This is a genomic window from Ligilactobacillus ruminis DSM 20403 = NBRC 102161 (assembly GCF_900113455.1).
Taxonomy (GTDB): domain Bacteria; phylum Bacillota; class Bacilli; order Lactobacillales; family Lactobacillaceae; genus Ligilactobacillus; species Ligilactobacillus ruminis.
Genome location: NZ_FOPI01000003.1, coordinates 81,426 through 101,295, shown reverse-complemented (window position 1 = coordinate 101,295; position 19,870 = coordinate 81,426). Strand labels below are relative to the sequence as shown.

Genomic DNA, 19,870 nt, shown 5'->3' with positions numbered 1-19,870 from the left:
TTTAGCGTCACTTCCGAATCAGTCTGCAACCGTCTCAGAAGCGGAAAAACTCAATTTTCCGTTTTCATCCAAGTCAATTAAAACCTCTGAATGCGGCATGACTTTCCCTGCAATAATTTCTCTTGCAAGCGGCGTTTCGACGTTGTTCGTGATAAAGCGTTGCAAAGGACGTGCGCCATAAGCCGGATCATATCCTTTATCAGCCAACCAATCGCATGCTTTGTCGGTAATCCTGAGCGTAATTTCCTGACTTTCGAGCCGCTTTGAAAGCTGCGAAACGAATTTTTGAACGATCTTTTGAATAGCTTCTTTTCCGAGCGGCGCAAACATGATGATGTCATCGATTCGATTTAAAAATTCAGGCTTGAAATGCGTCTGTGCAAGTTTCATTACTGACTGTCTGGTCTCATCGGAAACTTTTCCGTCTGCTTGAACGTTGTCAAGCAAAATTCCGGACCCAAGATTTGATGTCATGATAAGAATCGTATTTTTGAAATCAACCGTCCGACCTTGACCGTCAGTCAAGCGTCCGTCATCAAGAACTTGCAGCAAAATATTGAAGACGTCCGGATGAGCCTTTTCAATTTCATCAAACAAAACGATTGTGTAAGGATTGCGCCGAACGGCTTCCGTCAACTGTCCGCCTTCCTCATAGCCGACATAGCCGGGAGCAGCCCCGACCAAACGCGACACGGAAGCTTTTTCCATATATTCTGACATGTCGATTCGAACCATGTGTTTTTCAGAGTCAAACAAATCTTCTGCGAGCGCTTTGGCAAGTTCGGTCTTGCCAACGCCCGTAGGTCCAAGAAACATGAACGAGCCGAGCGGTTTGGAAGGATCCTGAAGTCCTGCTCTTGAACGAAGCACCGCATCGGCAACAGCATCAACGGCTTCATCTTGTCCGATGACTCGCTCATGCAAAGTATCTGCCAAGTGCAAAAGCTTTTGCCTTTCTCCCTGAACAAGTTTGGCAACCGGGATGCCCGTCATGCGGCTGACGACTTCCGCAATTTCATTTTCCGTGACGGACTCTTCGACGAGCCAATCTTCAGGACGTTTCGTATTTTCAAGTTCTTCCAGTTCGCTTTCAAGTTTTGGAATGACCGCATGCTGCAAACGAGCTGCTTCTTCCAGATCATACTTGTTTTCTGCTTCTTCCAGATCATGCTTGGCCTTGTCGATTTCCTGCTTTTTGTCAGAAACTTTTTGAATGTCTTCTTTTTCGCTTTCCCAGCGCATTTTGAGCTTGTTTGCCCGTTCGCGCGATTCAGCGAGATCTTCTTGAAGTTCAGCCAAACGTTTCTTTGAAGCCGGATCGTTTTCTTTTTTCAAAGCGGCTTCTTCGACTTCTTGTCTCATCAGCTGACGCGTGACCTGATCAAGTTCAGTCGGCATCGAGTTCATTTCGACTCTGATTTCGGCGCATGCCTCATCGATCAGATCAATTGCCTTGTCAGGAAGAAAACGGTCGGTAACGTAACGATTTGAAAGAGTAGCCGCAGCCACGAGGGCATTGTCGTGAATCCTTACGCCATGGTGAATCTCATAGCGTTCCTTCAACCCGCGCAAAATCGTGATCGTGTCTTCAACGTCCGGTTCTTTAACCAGAACTTTTTGGAAACGTCTTTCCAAAGCCTTGTCTTTTTCCATGTATTCACGGTATTCGTCAAGCGTGGTTGCTCCGATCAAATGCAGTTCTCCTCGCGCAAGCATCGGTTTCAGCAGGTTGCCGGCATCCATGCTTCCTTCAGTTTTTCCGGCACCAACGATGTTGTGAATCTCATCGATGAACAAGATGATTCGACCTTCGCTTTTGGTTACTTCTTTTAAGACTGCCTTCAATCGTTCTTCAAATTCGCCGCGGTACTTGGCCCCTGCAATCAAAGATCCCATGTCAAGCGAAAAAATCGTCTTGTCTTTCAGGTTGTCCGGAACGTCTTTTTTCACGATCCTTTGTGCAAGACCTTCAACAATGGCGGTTTTGCCGACACCGGGTTCACCGATCAAAACAGGATTATTCTTCGTTTTGCGCGACAAGATTCTGATCACGTCGCGAATTTCTTCATCGCGCCCGATAATCGGATCCTGTTTGCCGGAACGAACCTGTTTGACAAGGTCAACGCCGTATTTTTCAAGCGCCTTGTATTGTTCTTCTTGATTTTTTGACGTCACTTTTTCACCACCACGCATTTCTTCAACGACTTTCTTCAGTTTTTTCTCATCTGCACCATGAGCGGTCAGATATTCGCTCAACGGATTATACTTCTGTTTCATCAAAGCAAGGAGCAACGTGTCGATTGCAACATACTCATCCGAAAATTCGGCTCGAATCATCTCCGCATCCTGCATCAATTTGTACATATTCTGCGAAAGACTTTGACCATATGCATTCGTTCCTTCGACGACAGCGATTCTGTCAAGTTCATCGTCTATTTTCTTTTCAAACGAAACTATGTCAATACCAGCCTTTTTGTAGATATCGGCTGCAAGTTCGCCAGGTTGAACTAAAAATTTGAATAGATGCGGAATTTCGATTGCTTGATGATGCCTTGCAACCGCAATTTTTTGTGCCTCGGCAAGCGCGTCTTGCACCGCTGAAGTAAATTTTGGTTCTTCACTCATAAAAAGCCCTCCGATCAAATTTTCTTACAAATCAATTTTACAACGTTTCATCCAAAATGGGGGTACTTTTGTTTCAAATTGGTCAAAAAAGGTCAAACTTTAACCTTTCCTTAAAAATTGCGCAGATGCTGAAGTATCAACGCTCTGAATTTTTTGTCAAATTCAGCACTGTGCATCGCCTGCTCAATCAATACGTCAAGATGGCTTACGGGCAAAATGCCGTTTTTTAAGATTTGCCCGTAAATGGCAATCCTCGGTTACATACAATGGCCTATTTGGGACGTTTTGATACATGAAAATAAAATCAGACTTTCTGGCTTATTTCCATCATAGAAAGAAAATTGTAATGCATACGAAAAAAACCGGATAAGATTTGCAATTAATTGCAAATCATCCGGTTTTTCAATTTGAAGCATAGTTTTTTCAAAGCCTCGTGAAAAACTTATTTGATATATGCGTACTTGTAATTCCACTGGGTTCCGGCCGTATTGTGAATGATGCCTTTGACGCTCTTTTTTTGCATATATGCCGTCGTCTGTTGGTAAATTGGCGTCACCCCCTGATCGGCATTGAAAATTCTGGCTGCTGACACCAGATCCTGCCAACGCTTTTCTTCGTTATTTGCATCTTCACCCTCTGCTTTTTTAATCAAAGCATCATATTGCGGATTCGAATACTTGCCATAATTGTATGAAGTACCAGTCAGAGGAATCTGCAAGAACGTAATCGGATCATTGAAGTCTCCGCCCCAACCAGAAACGTAAATATCATAATCGCCTCTTTGGGCTCTGTCCAAAGCACTTTTTCCAGGAATTGAGGCCAAATTGATTTTGATTCCCGGAAGCACCTTCGTATATTGAGACTGCAGGTACTGAGTCAACGGACCGCTATTGGCATTGTCGTTTGCGGCCAAAATCGTCATCGTCAGCTTGCTTGCACCGATTTCTTTCATGCCTTTTTCAAAAAATTTTCTGGCTTTTTCCTCATTGTGGCTTACGGTGCCGGAAACTGCCTGCTCTTTTGCAAAATCATCCCCGTTTTTGGAATCATGCGCCAGATCTCTTGCAACAAACCCCGTCGGAAGGCTGGAACCATCGCCGAAAACTTTATTGATCAAAACTTTTCGATCAAGCGCAAGCGAGAGTCCCAAACGAACGTTCCTGTTATTAAGCGCCTTTTTGACCGTTGGATCTTTGGCTTGAAAGTTATATGAAAGATATGAAACGTATGAATAAGGATATTGCTTAAATTCCGGATTATTCTTCAAACTTTTGACTTGCTGGTTCGAAAGCGGCGTCATATCTAACTTATCTTGCGAATAAAGCTGATAGCCCGTATTCGTATTTTCGACGACCTTATAGGTTATCTTTTTGAGTTTGACCGAACCCCTGTCCCAATATTGATCATTTTTGACAAAATTCCACTTATCAGAAGTTCCGTTCCAGTCCGTCATTTTGAATGGACCTGAGTATACCATATATTTTGAACGCGTTGCATATTTTTTGCCGTATTTTTCAATGACTTTTTGATTTTGCGGTCCAAAAAGCGGATAAGCGAGCAGAACTTTGAAATAGGCAATCGGCTTGTCAAGCTCAACCTGAACGGTATTTTTGTCAAGCGCTTTGATGCCGAGCTTGTCGGTGCTCAGCTTTCCGGCCACAATTTCATCAGCGTTTTTGACGCCTGAAAACAAATATGAGTACGGAGATTCGGTTTTCGGATTGATCGACCTCCTCCAAGAATAGACAAAATCGTCAGCCGTAATCTTGTCACCATTGCTCCATTTGGCATTCCTGAGTTTAAAAGTCCATGTCAGTCCGTCCTTTGAAACTTTGCCGGATTTTGCCAATCCCGGTGTTGCTTTCCCGTCCTTTCCCAAACGGTAAAAACTTTCAAAGATATTGCCTGTTTGTCCGTATCCGGTTGCTTTTGCAATATCAATCGTATCAAGCGGAGCACTTGCAGAAAGCTTCAAAACCTGCTTTTGACTCGCATCATCGCCTGATTTTGCACATCCGGAAATTCCCGCCCCGATCAATAGCATTATTGATGCCGCAAATACTTTTTTTCTCTTATTGTTCATATAAAAAACCCCTTATCTGATGCTAAAAAAGACCCGTGCTTTACGCAATGCAAAACGGAAGCACGGGTCATTTAAAAGTTTCTTCTGCAGGATGATTTCTGCAACAGACCTTTATCTGACAAATGATTCCGCCTTTATTTAAATAACAATTTCTGCACGTTGAACGTTTTATCATCGTATTCTTTCCTTCCATTGAAATTTGTTATCTATATCATAATTTGACGCTTAATTTTTGTCAATAAAATTGCTTAGGCCATTGCCGTTTGCTTGTAACCAAAAGAGGCTGGGAAAAAAGTCTCTTTTCTATCTTGAATTAAACGAAAATCCGAACGAAGGCAATCGATGAGCGACTGACTTTGTCCGGATTTTCTTCAATTTTTCACGCGCTATCTTTTTTAAAACGGTGCTGATCAACCAGTTTATTCAAAATCTCATTCAAATTTACGGACAAATCCTGCATTTTACTCAATGTGTCCGTAACCAGCATTGATTTTGCCAAATGCAGCGCATGATAAGTCAGCGGCAAGCTCTCAGTCAAATGTACCGCCACACTATTTTCGACGATTTTCATCATGGAAGGCGATCGTCATACATACGCAAAAAAGCCGGATAAGATTTGCGATTGACTGCAAATCATCCGGTTTTTCAATTGAGACAGAGTTTTTTCCAAGCCTTTTTTAGTTTCACAACAGATTCATCAGATCATCTTTATCAATAATCCAGCTCTGCATGCCCTTGCCGGACAAGATGTCATCTGCAAGCTTTGATTTTTGCTCTTGCATTTTAAGAATTTTTTCTTCAATCGTATCTTTGACGATCAGCTTATAAACCAAGACGTTTTTTGTCTGACCAATTCGATGCGCCCTGTCCGTAGCCTGATTTTGCGCCGCCTCATTCCACCATGGGTCATAGTGAATGATGACGTCGGCCCCGACAAGATTTAGTCCAGTCCCTCCTGCTTTTAGCGAAATCAAAAAAATCGGCACGTCGTTTTGGTTAAACTCCTCGACCATCTTGAATCGCTCTTCCTTAGGTGTTTCACCGACAATCTTATAGAACTCAATCTTTCTTTGTTTGAGTTTCTTTTCAAGAATCGAAAGCATCGAAACAAATTGCGAGAAAACAATAATTCTGTGTCCCCCGGAAAGAGCCGATTCGATCAGCTCCATGCAGGTGTCCGTTTTGCCCGATTCTCCATCATAATCAGAATAGACCAGACTTGGGTCGCAACAAATCTGTCGAATTTTGGTCAGTTTCGCCAAAATCTCAATCTTTGACTGCTTGAATTCATCAGCACTTTTTTGACTGAGCTCCGTTCTCAATTCATTAACCATTGCCTGATACAAGCCGGCCTGTTTTTTAGACATTTCAGCATAATATGGCCGTTCAATCTTCTCTGGCAAGTCTTTTAGAACCTGGCTTTTTTTCCGGCGCAGCATAAACGGCACAATCATCTTGATCAAAGCCTTCTGCATGCCTTTTTCTTCATCGATCATGATCGGACGTTCAAACTGTTCTCTGAATTCCTTATAGCTGAACAAATATCCCGGCATGACGTAATCAAAAATGCTCCAAAGCTCGCTCAACCGATTTTCAATCGGCGTTCCCGTCAAAGCAAAGCGCGTTTTGGCATCAATCGTTTTGACTGCTTTCGAAGCCTGCGTCGTGCTGTTTTTGATGTTTTGAGCTTCATCAATGATTTCGTATTCAAATTCAAGCTCGAGATAATCTTCAAAGTCGCGCTTGAGCTGATCATAAGTGGTCAAAACGATATCATAGTCGGCAACGTCTGCAAGCAGATCGTGACGCTGTTTTTTAGTGCCATTGATCACCAATGTCTTGAGCGTCGGCGCAAAGTTTTCAAGCTCGTTTTGCCAGTTGTAGAGTAAAGCAGCCGGTGTCACGATTAAAGCCTGGCCGGAACTGACCTGACTGATTTTGTCGTCTTTGGCGGCCAACAAAAGAGTGATCGTCTGCAAAGTCTTGCCAAGCCCCATTTCATCGGCCAGGATTCCGCCGAAATTTCCGTTCGCAAGCGAAGCCAGCCATCGATAGCCCTCTTCTTGATAAGGACGCAGTTTGGCATTCAATCCCGTGGGAAGAGGCAGTTGTTCTTCCGTAAAGCTTTCAAAACTCTCTACAAAGCTTTTGATTCGCTCATCAGACGAAACGGCCAATCTTTCTTTTTCCTGAAGCACTGATTCCAAATAAAAGGCACGATAAAGCGGCAGATCAAGCTTTCCTTTAACAAATTCTTCGGGCGTTGCACCGATCATTTTCATCGTTTTAAATAATTCTTCAAACGTTTTGTCTTCATCGTCAAATTTGAGCCTCTTCCCCGTTTTAAGAACATAGAATTTCTTTTGGGGCGTATAGCTGCCTAAAATTTCGGACAGTTCTTCCGGCGAAAAATCAGAGCTGGTCACTTCAATGTTCAGCAAATCGTTGTTAAACGACAAACCGACGCTAAATTTAGGCTGGCGGTAAATGCGAGCATTTTGAAAGGCCCTCGTTCCCATGACACTGCCTGTTTTTTTCAGTTTTGGAAGCAATCTTTCAAAAATCATCTCAGTATTTTCCGTGTCGCGTTCCGTGACGAAAGCTTCTTCATCAAAAACAAACTTGCCGCGCAAATGTTCGATTGCCTTTTTTTCAAAATATTCGCTGCGCTTTCGATTTTTCTGACCTTTGATTATTCCGAAATCGTTCAGCTCGATCGGATAGTGCTCACCACCGTACGTGCATTCGACCTTGCAGAAGAAATTTTCCTTATCAGCATCGAAATAATAGGAAACTTCTGGTTTCTTTGCCTCATCTTTTGAAAGTTCAGGCTTTCCTTCGACTTTCATTCCCAATTTTTCGATTTTTCCGATCAGATCGCTCAATTCATGCTTGTTTGCATCACTGATAAAGATGTCCTGTCTTTCTCCGGGATATGCGCAATATTTTTCAAGTTTTCTGATAAGTCTTCTCTTTGTATCGGTAACGCTGCTTCCGCACATGGAAAAATCGTTGCGATTAAAATAATAGATTCGCTCTGACCCTTCAATCATCTTCGACGGAAATGAGTAAAGAAAGTGATAGCCGTTTCTTTTGTCATCTCTTTTGCATTCAAACAAAAAATCAAATTCGTCATCTTTTTTAAAATAGACGTTTTTATCGATTTTTACCGTTTTTGTCCTGTCGAACAAGCCATCATATCTTGGAGGCGACATCGCAAGCGCCTTTGATTCGATCCTGGAATAGCCGCGCCCGTAATCCTCTTCGATTTTTTCGTTGTATGCGAACCTGATCAGTTCTTCATCCTGCTCGTTCAAGCTTTCTTCATCAAAAAAAATCGATTTGTTAGGCGTAATCTGATACTCATCTTCAGCGACAAGCTTTTCATAAAAATCTTTGATGTCCTTAACGACAAAACTTTTTTTCTCATCGATTCTTCCGACCCTGAATGACAATTCATCGTAATCATTGGTATATTTTTTGGAGATTTCCGGATACAATTTCAGCGTCGGCGTCTTTTTTTCTCCTCCAAGATCCATGCAGACGAAATCTTTGCCAAACGTTTCTTCTTCGGGATTGACGTTGTTTTCCAAAACATCCTTTGCAACCATTACGCAGCACTCAGTCAAATGTTTGCACCAATCGCCAGGATTGCTATAACAATCGTAACTGACGATCTTTTCTCGGTTGAAACGAATTTCAGTGATTCCCCAACCTTTGTCCATGGTCATGCAAAAACAGCCGTTTTTGATTTCAAAATGACACCAAGCAGCATTTTCATCACGCTTTTTAAGGGCTTGGTTCCAATCATATTCGCTGAACGGAAGGTCGGAAAAGAGCTTGGGAAGATTGTAGTAATAAGTTTCTTCATCCCAATCTCTCAGCCATTTAAACGTGCTTTTATCGAAATTCCTGCTTTCAGAAGAATTGTCCTCTCCAAGCAATTTTTTATGCTCAAGAATAGTCATCAGCATCGCCAGGTGAATGCAATTCCTGCGACCGCACTGGCAAGTCGATTGTTCGATGTCGTTTCTTTCTTCCGTCAGCGTGACGGTTGTCTTGATATTTTGACTGAAAACCACCGTAAAAAATATGTTTCTGTCGTCAACGCTGACAAGCGGAATCTCTTTCATTGTGCGCAAAATACTGCCAGCCATCTGAATCGTCAGCGAAGAAAACCTGTTCTTCCATTCATTCATTTTCCACCTCGAATTGCGACCCTGAATTTTACAAACGATTAATCTTCCGCAACCAGCTTCACGATTTCAAGCAAGACGTCCGCAGCTTTTTCCATAACCTGTTCTGAAACGTATTCGTAACGCGCATGCATGTTTTCGCCACCGGCAAAAAGGTTCGGCGTCGGCAGGCCCATAAATGAAATCTTTGATCCGTCGGTGCCTCCTCGAACAGGATAGATGACCGGTGCGATGTCAAGATTTTCCATGGCTTTTTTGGCAAGATCAACGACCGTCATATCCTTTTCGATTACTTCGCGCATGTTGTAATACTGGTCAAACATGTTCATGACGACGCGTTCTTCGCCAAGATCTGCGTTCATCTTCTCGACGATATCTTTCATCACTTGCTTTCTTTCTTCAAATTTTTCACGATCATGGTCGCGCACGATATACTGGCTGTGTGCTTCATCAACGGTTCCGTCAATCGACAAAACGTGATAGAAGCCCTCTCTTCCTTCCGTTTTTTCAGGAACCTCGTCTTTAGGAAGCGCTGCATGAAAATCCATCGCAAGCTGAATGGCATTGACCATCACGCCCTTGGCCGTTGCGGGGTGAACGTCCTTGCCGATGAACGTCATCTTGGCTGCAGCAGCGTTAAACGTTTCATATTCCAATTCTCCCAAAGGTCCGCCGTCAACCGTATATGCGATATCCGCTCCAAAATCCTTGACGTCAAAACGGTCGGCGCCGGTCCCGATTTCTTCATCAGGTCCGATTCCGACTTCGATTTCGCCGTGCTTGATTTCAGGATGATTCGTCAAGTATTCGATTGCCGTTACGATTTCGGCCACGCCGGCCTTGTCGTCGGCACCTAAAAGCGTCGTGCCGTCCGTCGTAATCAGATTGTGCCCCTTGTAATTTTTAAGATTCGGAAATTCGGAAGTCGTCAAAACGTATTTGCCGTCATGATCAAGCTTGATGTCGCTTTTGCCGTCATAATTTTCAACGATCTGCGGATTGACGTTTGTCGCGTTGAAATCGGCCGTATCCATGTGCGCGATAAAGCCGACTTTTTTGACGTCCTTGTCCAGATTGCTTTCAAGCGTTGCAAAAACATAGCCGCTTTCAGGCGAGATTCGAACATTTGACATACCCAAATTTTTGAGCTCTTCGGCAATTTCCTTGGCAAATTCGACCTGCGTTGCCGTTGAAGGCACCGTTGTTGAATTTTCATCGGAACGAGTTTCCTTTTTTACGTATTTGATAAAGCGTGGTACAAGCGTTTCATATTTTGTCATTTAAAAAACCCTTTCTATGCATAAATTTTTTTAAATCAATTTAAACGGATTCGTATTAATTCTTGACGTCATGACTTCAATCGGCCAATTTTCCTCTTTTGTCCAATTTTTGAAAATGTCCGTCAAACGATATTTGCAAACGGATTCGAAATAATGTCCCGGATCGATCACGGCCAGCCCCGATTCGTAGATATCGTGCGCCGTATGATACGTCACGTCGCCCGTAACATAGACGTCAGCACCTTTTTTTAGCGCATCGCCATAAAATTTGGAACCTGATCCGCCTAAAACGGCGACCTTCTTGACCAGCTTGTTTTGATCTTTGGCAATCAGACGCACGCCTTCGACGTTTAGTGCTTTTTTGGCAAATTCAGCATATTCCTTGGCGGTCATCGGATGTCTCAAATCGCCGATTCGCCCCATTCCGTACTTCTCGCCTAATCCTTCAACACGGTAAAGGTCGAAGGCGATTTCTTCATACGGATGATTTTTTCGCATCGCATCCAAGACTTTTTCTTTCAGATGAGCCGGAAAAACGACTTCAACTTTTTGTTCTGCAACCTCTTCTGCTTTGCCGGGAGTGCCGATATAAGGATTTGCGGCATCCTCAGGCAAAAAACGGCCCGTTCCCTTGAGCGAATACGAGCAATGAGAATAGTTGCCCAGCTTGCCGGCACCAGCTGCACCTAAAGCGTTCCTCAGTTTTTCAGCATCGTTTTCAGGTACGAAAACAGCCAGCTTATACCAAGTCTCTTGCTTTTCCGAAAGCAAAATTTCGCAATCTTTCAGACCTAAGTCTTCGGCAAGCCAGTCACTTGTCCCGCCATTGGCATTGTCAAGCAGCGTATGCGCTCCAAAAACGGTAATCCCATGTTTTAAGATATCAGCATACATCTTCTGCTGCGGATTGCTCAAGTCGATTTGATGAACGGGCACAAACATTGCCGGATGGTGTGCAAAAATGAAGTCGACGTCATTTTCTATTGCTTCTTTGACGACATCCGGTCTGACGTCAAGCGTCAGCATCATCTTTTTGACCTCATGTTCCATGTCTCCGAGCTGCAATCCGACAGGATCGTTCGGCTCGGCAATAAACCGCGGTGCAAAGCGGTAAAAGCGGTTGACGATTTCTTTGACTTTAACCATTGATGACACCTTCGATTCGTTTGATTTCTGTTTCAAGTTCCCGCTTCTTTTCAACAGGAACCTGATTTGCTTTTTGCAGCTGACTCAAAACCCTGTTGGTCTTTTCAATCTCTTTTTGCCATTTTCTGACAAATACAGGGCTTTGATTCCTCATCAAAACCGGCCCAAACATGAGCTCTTCTTTCGTCAACGGCTGTTTTTCGCCATGATATCTGCCAACGATGATTTCATACGTATGCCCGTCTTCTTCAAGAATTCGTTCGTCTTCAATCCAATATCCGTTTTTTTGCAAAAAAACTCTGACGTTTTCTTCGCCGACATTCGGCTGCAAAATCAGCAATGGATGATTTGCAAGCTTTTCTTTGCCGCTTTCAAGAATCTCGCAGATGAGCGGTCCGCCCATTCCGCAGATTGTAACGGTATCTATCTGATCGTTTGCTTCAATTGCTGCCAGTCCGTTTGCCAAACGTGCTTTGACTTTTGCTTCAAGACCTTCTTTTTTGATTTCATGCTCTGCATTTTCAAAAGGTCCCTTGACGACTTCGCCCGCAACTGCAAATGCGATTTTTCCGTTCAAGGCAAGATTGGCCGGCAGATAAGCATGATCTGAGCCGATGTCGGCCAAACGCGCCCCGTCAGGCACAAAAGAGGCGACTTCTTCCAAGCGTTTTGATAATTGACGTGCGTCCAATTTTATCCCCCTTTATTTGACCTCTTCATCAGTTTTGAGAACCGCCATGAAGGCTTCTTGCGGAACAACCACTCGACCGACGGCTTTCATGCGTTTCTTGCCGCGCTTTTGCTTATCGAGCAGCTTGGCGCGTCTGTCGGGATCACCGGTATGAATCCTTGCTGTAACGTCCTTGCGGTAGGCTTTGATGTTTGTTCTGGCAATGATTTTAGCTCCGATTGCCGCCTGAATCGGAATTTCAAAGTTTTGACGCGGAATAATCGTCTTAAGCTTGTCGGTAATTACTCTGGCGCGCTGCGGCGCAAACTCTCTGTGCGAAATGAAACTCAATGCGTCGACTTTGTGACCGTTGAGCAAGATGTCGATTTTGACCAGATCGCTCGGTCGTGTTCCGTCAAGCTCATAATCAAGCGATGCGTAGCCGCGAGTGCTGGATTTTAATTTGTCAAAGAAATCAAAAATAATTTCTGAAAGCGGCATTTCATAAATCACGTTGACGCGATAATCGTCCAAATATTCCATGGTCTTGAAATTGCCGCGCTTACGTTGACAAAGCTCCATTACGGCTCCGACGTATTCGTTTGGAACCATGACTTCAGCTTTGACGAAGGGCTCGTTGATTTGTCTTATCTTAGGCGCTTCCGGCATTTCGGAAGGGTTCGTGACGCTGATATGACTTCCGTCCGTCAATTCAACGTCATAGGTGACGGAGGGTGCCGTCGTAATCAGATCCATGCCAAATTCGCGTTCCAAACGCTCCTGAATGACATCCATGTGCAGCAGTCCCAAGAAACCACACCTGAATCCAAATCCCAGAGCTTGAGATGTTTCCGGTTCGAATTCAAGCGCTGCATCATTTAGTTTGAGCTTCTCCAGTGCTTCTCGCAAATCGTTATACTTGGCATTGTCGGTCGGATAAAGGCCTGAATAAACCATCGGATTCATTTCACGATATCCTGACAAAGGCTTATCGGTCGGGTTATCGGCATTCGTCACCGTATCACCGACGCGCGTATCCTGAATATCCTTGATGCTGGCCGTAAGATAGCCGACGTCACCTGCCATCAAATAATCGCGTTTCAAAGGTTTTGGGGAATTGACCCCGACTTCTACAACCTCATACTCTGCGCCGCTGTTCATTAGTCTGATGCGATCACCTGGTTTGACGGTGCCTTCAACTACGCGAATGCTCAAAACAACTCCACGATAGTCATCATAGACGGAATCGAAAATCAAGGCCTTCAAAGGCGCTTTCAAATCGCCGTTCGGTGCCGGAACCTTTGACACGATCTGTTCGAGCATCTCTTCGATTCCGATTCCCGCCTTTGCAGAAGCAAGAACCGCTTCTGATGCATCGAGACCAATCACGTCCTCGATTTCTTGGCGAACTTTTTCCGGTTCGGCAGACGGCAAATCGATTTTGTTGATTACGGGCACGATTTCCAAATCGTCATCCAGTGCAAGATAAACGTTGGCTAACGTCTGTGCTTCAACTCCTTGGGCGGCATCAACAACAAGAACTGCTCCTTCGCAAGCAGCAAGGGATCTTGAAACTTCATATGAGAAATCGACATGTCCAGGCGTATCGATCAAATGAAAAATATACGTTTCGCCATTTTTGGCTTTGTAATGCAATTCAACTGCATTTAATTTAATCGTAATCCCGCGCTCACGTTCCAAATCCATCGAATCGAGCAGCTGATCTTTCATCTCACGCTTTGAAACCGTATCCGTCAATTCAAGGATGCGGTCCGCCAACGTCGACTTGCCGTGATCGATGTGTGCCACAATCGAAAAATTCCGAATGTGTTTTTGGCGCTCCTTCATTTGTTCAAAATCCATTCAGTTCTTCCTACTTTCTTAAAATAGTCTCTAACGTTTAATTATAATATAGGGCGGTAATCATAGCAAGAAAGCCGTAGATTTGGTTTATTCCAAAAAGATTGAATCGCTTTTTACATCCGAACCTCAAAAGCCTTGCCGATTTTTCAATCAGCAAGGCTCATCTTACCTGATTAAATTGTCATAGTGTTTGACAATTACTGCCTCATCCAAACCCAGATCGGTCAACCCGAATTTCAAAGCAATATGCCAAGCACGAACAAAAGCATCAATTTTATGCTCAAAATGGCTTTTTAAAAGCTGCTGCTGCATAATCAGACAAACCGCATTAAACGATGCGCTCTTCCATTTGTCTTTCATGCTGTCCAGTTCCTCTTTTGTCATCAACAGCTTATATGTCGTCTTCTGTTCGTTTGAAATCATGAAAAAACCTAGCATAACGGAAGAAAACGCATCATAAACTGTTTCTTCATCATCGGCTTTTCCTGACGCTTCTATCAAATCACACCAACTGCAGGTCAAATCCGCATATAACCCGTTTATTCTTTCCTGGTCGCTGTATCTTGCTACGGGCAAAACCCTTCTTGGGTAAACGTGAAGCGCATCTTTAGCCATTTTTGCAAAATCCATCATGCTTCACCATCGTCTTCTTTCCAAAAACATCTTGCGCGTCTGATTTCAACGCTTTGGAGATTTTCAAGATACCAGTCCTTAAAGAAATCATATCTGACCAGTAAATCAAAGAAAGAAATCTTGTCTTCATCATCTTTGACGGTAATGACCCATTTCGGAGAATTTCCGCCGGCAAGATTTTCATCAAACAAAGTCAAGACGACGCTGTCTGACAAATTCATGATTGCTTCGCCGTTCATGCCGGATTTAAGCATGCATCCTGCTTCTGAACCCATGATAAACAGGCGATCCAATGCAACTTCAGGCTCCGTTTCGGAAACAATCGGATAAACGGCATTCCTTCTTGCATTTAGCAGATTGAAATCAACTTCGTATCCGTAAGCTTGTTCGACGCATTCTCCGATCGAAACGAGATACTTTTCAAAACGAATCAAATCTTCCTTGTCGTTTTCTGCATCATTTGCAATAAGCAGCTCCACAATATCGCGACTGTTGAAATACAGAACCTTGTCTGAAAAATCGATATAAAACAAGCTCAGGCCCGTCCGTTCGTCAATGTAGAATGCTCGCTGTTCATCTGCAGAATCAACTTTGAATTTAAATCTGCCGCAAGCATTGATTCCCGGAAATTCATGATACAAGGCTCTGTCTTTTTCGCTCGACATCAAAATAACCGTTTCTTTATCGTTCAAACTGAGCAAACGATTGATGAAAATCAAGTAAAAGTCGGCACGACTGTACTGAATCGGATAAACCAGATAATCATCATCAAGCTGATATGAAGCAAGCGTTTTGATTGATTGAAACAATTCATTCAGATCGGTCGTATTAATCAGCGTATCAAAGACCTCGGTAAAACGGATTCCGTTGTTCAGACTTTCTTTTAATCTGCCGTTATAATTCATCAAACGCTCATTGGTCGAAAGCGCAGGCTTTTGTTCTTCAGGATTTACGTCAAATTCAGACTCATGCGGATAAAACGTTATTGTAGGATTTTCATATTCACTCATCATTAATTCCTCCGATTTCCCGTCGCAATCAAATCAGTAATGTAATCACGATACAAAGCGGCATTCTTTTCTTTAAAGTTCTCAAAACTTCCAAATTTGGCAATGATGCTTTGTTTTTCATAACCAAGCAAAGTGTCTTCTTTTGAAAGTTCCAAAACCCGCTTTTCATTTTCATGGATCCGCTGATAACCATTGGCCGCTTTTTCGTCAATTTCTGCAATTCGACTCAGTTCATCGGTCAGTCTTTGTTTCATTTCCCTTTGTTTGCCGGCATCCCATGGCATCACCTTTTCCTGATTAAGCTGTTTTAGCTTCTTTCGCATTCGTTCCTTTTCCGCTTCACGGTTGCTCTGAGAATCAAGCAGCTCCTGCAATTCATCGTTTTCTTGAGAAAGTCGTTCGATTGTGTCGGTGTTCAATCGTTTGTTTTCTGCTTCAAATTCAAAAGAACGAACAAGTTTTTGATATTCATTTTCATCAAAATTAAATTTAACGTTCAAAACATCGAGCGTTCCGAACAAACGACGTCCCCACCAGTTTCCGAAGTAAAATTGAAACTTTCCCGTTTCCGTTTCCTCAAAATAAAAGAACGGATATCTTTCACGCAAAAACTCAATCAGGTTACTGCTGAGATATTCGCTGACAAGACCGTATGCATCTTCAACAAGACGTTCGTTCGATTTGTCATACGATGAATGTCGTGCTTTCAAAATTTCAGTTGAATATTTTTCACTGTCGATCAGCTGATAAACCAGGCGATCGTCCTGTGCTTGGACCGCCCTTCCTAACGACTGCAAGTAGTCCAGTTTATTTTTGATTTCATTTGTCAAATCGATTGTTGCCTGTTTATGATCAGCCAAAACAAATTGGTTTGAGTTATCCATCTTTTTTCCCCTCGATTCATAAATACAGTATTCATAATACTATTTTATCGTTAATAGCTCAAAAAAAATAGCTCAAAAAACAAAATTCTGGCGTTTAATTTAATGATATTTTTAGATTAGGAATAAAAATTTAAGAATTATGCGGAGATTTCCCCCGAATCATCAATTTCCGGAATAATCGAGTCAACAGCTCCGTCGCCGACACAAAAAAACAGCTTGCACGGAATTTTTTCACGTTGACATGTCAATGCGACCATTGCGCCGAATGCAGACTGCTCTCCAAGATATCGATCGGTCGCATCTTCTTCGACGATGACGCAAACGAAAAACCGCCTGTATTTTAACAATTTTTCAATCAACATGGCATGATAATATTCCATGGCATTTTTTCCAAACCTTTGTTTAAAATTACGAATCTGTTTTTTGCTCAAATGATCGAAGTAAGGATAATGAAAACCATCATTGGTTTCAAAGAGATTACGTTTTGAAAGTCTTAAGATCAAAGGTTCGAAAGGATAGACGGAATGAGATCTTTGAGTGAATTTGACAGGAGACACCATGTTTTCCTCGTTGACAAAAACTATATCAGTTTCAGTCATCGGTACAGCGCTTGCCAATCCGCCTTCCGGGAAACGATTCTCAACCAAAAAGTTAAGCGATGCCGTCACCGTCAGATAAAAACTTTCATCATGTTTGCCGTTGGCACGATTGAAGTATTTGCGCTCAAGGATGTCTCTTGCATGCGTGCAGTCCATGTTTTCCGTTAAATACTCGTATTCTTGCTTGATTCGCAGGCTGAGGCTGAACAAACGGCCTAATTTATTTGAAAACTCCTCTTTTAAAACAGTCATTTAAAAATCCCCCTTTATAAGTTCCTATATTGATAAAGACGCAAATAAAGGGGAATTTATTTTATTTTTTCAAATATTTTCTTGAATATTCTTCAATTCCTGCAAAAACAAATACCGCCGGATCATCGTCAATGTTTAATTCAAGATTTTCTGCACGCATCTCAAGCGAAGAAAAAACTTTTTCATATTCTGAAACGGAAATTTTTTCCCTTTTTTCGAGCATCTCTTCATAGCCTGTTTTATCAAGCATTTTTTCAAATCCGGGAACAAGTCTTCCAGTGAAAAATTCGCCTTGCGCTCCCGATCCGTAGCTGAACATTCCCAAACGCTGATTTGCTCTGAGACTGTCTGAATTGTTTAACAAGGAAAGAAGGCTCAAATAAAGCGAACCCGTATACAAATTGCCGACAAGTCTCCCGTACTTTCTTGAAAACTCGAATTGACGCGAAAGCTCCGAGCTGATTTTGGGATCCGCACCTTCAATGGCAGCACGCAATCCCTTAAGTCCTTGCTTAGTGTACGGCAAATGAAACAGCAAAGCGGCAAAATCTTCAAGCTCGGCACCAGTTTTTTCCCGGTATATCGAAAAAACTTTTTTGAAGAAATCAACATAAATATTTGCAGAAAATTTGCCATTGACGAGCGCTTCTGTATGATTGAACGGACGCCAGAAATCCATCACATCTTCCATGTAGCATGCACTCGTTTCTCCAAGCTCCAGGATGCGCGGATTTTGTCCCACGATCATTGCGCATGCACCGCCCCCTTGTGTAGGCTCGCCTTTAGTGCGCAAACCATAGCGTGCGATGTCGGAACCGATTACGAGTGCTTTATTATCCGGATTGAGCGCCACGTGGCCCTTTGCAAGCTGCAAAGCCGCAGTTGCTCCATAGCATGCCTGTTTTAACTCTACGGCCCTAAGATAAGGCGAAAGGCCAAGCAAGCGACTGACGTATATCGCACCGGATTTTGAATTATCAATGCCGGATTCAGTTGCAAAAATAACCAGATCGATTGTTTTTTTGTCTTCTTCCGTCAGAATTTTAAATGCAGCGTTTGCGCCCAAGGTAACCGCATCTTGCGTCGGAGGAATGACAGCCATTTTTTCCTGACCGATTCCGATCAGATACTTATTTGGATCTTCGTTTCTTGCATTTGCCAATTCTGTCATATCAACATACATGTTTGACGTATAAAAGCCGATTTTATCTATTCCAATCTTCATTAGAATCCTTTACCTCGTTTCATTTTCTCTTCTAAAATTGTATCACATGTCCTAAAGGTCAACTACCCTGTTGTTTTCTTTTGAATTGCAGCATTCTTTAATGTTAGAATTTAATCGAAGATATTTAGCTTGAGGTGATTTTTTGAAAGCTGTAAAAATTATTGTCAAAGGCCTCGTTCAAGGCGTTGGTTTCAGATACACCACTAAGATGTTGGCAGATGAATTGAAAATCAAAGGAAAAGTCGTCAACATGCCTGACGGATCGGTCTATATCGAAGCGCAAAGCACTGACGAAGCTTCTTTGGAACAATTTATTGCCGGGGTGGAATCTTCTCCTTCTCCGGCAGGACGTGTTGATGAGATGGAAGTTTCAGAGATGAAACCAAAGGAATACTCTCGTTTCAGCGTCATATATCGATGAACTTGAAAATATTCATTTTTTAAGATATATTTATAGGGATACCTGTAATTATGAAAGGATAATGATACTTTGAAAAAGAAGAAATTGTTGGCCATTGCCACGACTTTGACTGCAGCTTCTGTTGTCTTGTCCGGTTGTGTTCAACGTACGAGTTCAGGAAAACCATACGGATTTGTATATGACCACATGGCTGTTCCGACGCAGCATTTCCTGGTTTGGCTTTCAAACCTCATGGGTGGAAGCCTTGGGTGGGCAATTATCTTGCTGACGTTCGTCGTCCGTTTGATTTTAATGCCCGTCATGCTGAAACAATCAAGAAACGCAACGATTCAGCAAGAAAAAATCAGTCATCTCAAACCATTGATGGATGATATCGCCAAGCGCCAACAAGCAGCGCAAACAGACGCTGAAAAAATGGCAATCAGTCAGGAACTCATGTCGCTTTACCGTGATAACGGCATTTCAATGACCGGCGGAATCGGGTGCCTGCCTATATTGATTCAGATGCCGATTTTTGCCGCTTTATATGCTGCCATCCAGTATTCGCCTGAGCTTTCCAAGTCATATTTCTACGGCATAAACCTGGGACACAGCAGCATTATCTTAACGATACTTTCATTTGCGGCCTACGCCTTGCAAGGATGGCTCTCAATGCTTGGCATGCCTAAAGAACAGCACAAACAAATGCAAATGATGATGTTCATGAGTCCTGCAATGATTACGGTGATGACTTTTATTTCACCTGCCGGACTTGGACTATACTTTTTCGTCGGCGGCGTGTTCGCCTGCATTCAAACATTGCTTATCAATGCAATGCGACCAAAAATCAAACAGCAAATTGCTGAAGAACTCAAGAAGAACCAGCCTAAGAAGGTTGTCTTGCCAAAAAAGCCTGCTCCGTCAAAAGAAGACGTTGCAAAAAAACATGCAAAAGCCAATCGTAATGCCGGAAAACAGAGAAAGCGCAAATAAGACAGCAAAAA

15 protein-coding genes are annotated in these 19,870 nt (G+C 42.9%); 2 read left to right on the top strand and 13 right to left on the bottom strand.

Annotation, left to right across the window (positions count from 1 at the left end; all coding sequences use genetic code 11):
- Positions 1–18 precede the first annotated feature (18 nt).
- The 13 genes from clpB to BMZ95_RS00435 all read right to left on the bottom strand — a co-directional run bounded on the left by clpB (position 19) and on the right by BMZ95_RS00435 (position 18,466).
- Entirely contained in the window at positions 19–2,625 is a 2,607-nt protein-coding gene (clpB, locus tag BMZ95_RS00495; protein WP_046922797.1) for an ATP-dependent chaperone ClpB, read from the bottom strand.
- 442 nt (positions 2,626–3,067) lie between these two features.
- Positions 3,068–4,708 carry a peptide ABC transporter substrate-binding protein gene (locus BMZ95_RS00490; RefSeq protein ID WP_046922798.1) on the bottom strand — a complete coding sequence of 547 codons (1,641 nt, stop codon included), beginning with the start codon at positions 4,706–4,708 and terminating at the stop codon, positions 3,068–3,070.
- Positions 4,709–5,087: 379 nt separating this feature from the next.
- Positions 5,088–5,282, bottom strand: a complete 195-nt coding sequence (locus BMZ95_RS11350) for a hypothetical protein (RefSeq protein WP_046922799.1) — start codon at positions 5,280–5,282, stop codon at positions 5,088–5,090.
- A 109-nt stretch (positions 5,283–5,391) separates the two neighbouring features.
- A complete protein-coding gene (locus BMZ95_RS00480; RefSeq protein WP_046922800.1) occupies positions 5,392–8,907 on the bottom strand; it encodes a DEAD/DEAH box helicase in 3,516 nt (1,171 codons plus the stop codon).
- A gap of 38 nt (positions 8,908–8,945) precedes the next feature.
- The gene (gene pepT, locus BMZ95_RS00475) at positions 8,946–10,184 is read right to left on the bottom strand and encodes a peptidase T (RefSeq protein ID WP_003693831.1); all 1,239 of its coding nucleotides are present in this window, start codon (positions 10,182–10,184) and stop codon (positions 8,946–8,948) included.
- Between the two features lie 30 nt (positions 10,185–10,214).
- A complete protein-coding gene (locus BMZ95_RS00470; protein WP_046922801.1) occupies positions 10,215–11,330 on the bottom strand; it encodes a Nif3-like dinuclear metal center hexameric protein in 1,116 nt (371 codons plus the stop codon).
- Positions 11,323–12,021 carry a tRNA (adenine(22)-N(1))-methyltransferase gene (locus tag BMZ95_RS00465; RefSeq protein WP_046922802.1) on the bottom strand — a complete coding sequence of 233 codons (699 nt, stop codon included), beginning with the start codon at positions 12,019–12,021 and terminating at the stop codon, positions 11,323–11,325. The genes BMZ95_RS00470 and BMZ95_RS00465 overlap by 8 nt, the downstream gene beginning before the upstream one ends.
- A gap of 12 nt (positions 12,022–12,033) precedes the next feature.
- The gene (lepA, locus tag BMZ95_RS00460) at positions 12,034–13,863 is read right to left on the bottom strand and encodes a translation elongation factor 4 (protein ID WP_014073516.1); all 1,830 of its coding nucleotides are present in this window, start codon (positions 13,861–13,863) and stop codon (positions 12,034–12,036) included.
- A 165-nt stretch (positions 13,864–14,028) separates the two neighbouring features.
- Entirely contained in the window at positions 14,029–14,496 is a 468-nt protein-coding gene (locus BMZ95_RS00455; RefSeq protein WP_041819988.1) for a hypothetical protein, read from the bottom strand.
- A complete protein-coding gene (locus BMZ95_RS00450) occupies positions 14,493–15,506 on the bottom strand; it encodes a hypothetical protein (RefSeq protein WP_225354865.1) in 1,014 nt (337 codons plus the stop codon). The genes BMZ95_RS00455 and BMZ95_RS00450 overlap by 4 nt, the downstream gene beginning before the upstream one ends.
- 2 nt (positions 15,507–15,508) lie before the next feature.
- Positions 15,509–16,390, bottom strand: coding sequence for a hypothetical protein (locus BMZ95_RS00445; protein WP_014073519.1), 882 nt, complete (start codon positions 16,388–16,390; stop codon positions 15,509–15,511).
- A gap of 137 nt (positions 16,391–16,527) precedes the next feature.
- A complete protein-coding gene (locus BMZ95_RS00440) occupies positions 16,528–17,241 on the bottom strand; it encodes a hypothetical protein (protein WP_014073520.1) in 714 nt (237 codons plus the stop codon).
- A gap of 61 nt (positions 17,242–17,302) precedes the next feature.
- Positions 17,303–18,466 carry a hydroxymethylglutaryl-CoA synthase gene (locus BMZ95_RS00435; RefSeq protein ID WP_014073521.1) on the bottom strand — a complete coding sequence of 388 codons (1,164 nt, stop codon included), beginning with the start codon at positions 18,464–18,466 and terminating at the stop codon, positions 17,303–17,305.
- A 142-nt stretch (positions 18,467–18,608) separates the two neighbouring features.
- On the opposite strand from BMZ95_RS00435, the gene BMZ95_RS00430 reads away from it, so the two are divergent.
- Together BMZ95_RS00430 and yidC are read left to right on the top strand one after the other, a co-directional pair.
- Positions 18,609–18,887, top strand: a complete 279-nt coding sequence (locus tag BMZ95_RS00430) for an acylphosphatase (protein ID WP_014073522.1) — start codon at positions 18,609–18,611, stop codon at positions 18,885–18,887.
- Between the two features lie 69 nt (positions 18,888–18,956).
- Positions 18,957–19,859 carry a membrane protein insertase YidC gene (gene yidC, locus BMZ95_RS00425; RefSeq protein ID WP_046922803.1) on the top strand — a complete coding sequence of 301 codons (903 nt, stop codon included), beginning with the start codon at positions 18,957–18,959 and terminating at the stop codon, positions 19,857–19,859.
- The last annotated feature ends 11 nt before the right edge of the window (positions 19,860–19,870 follow it).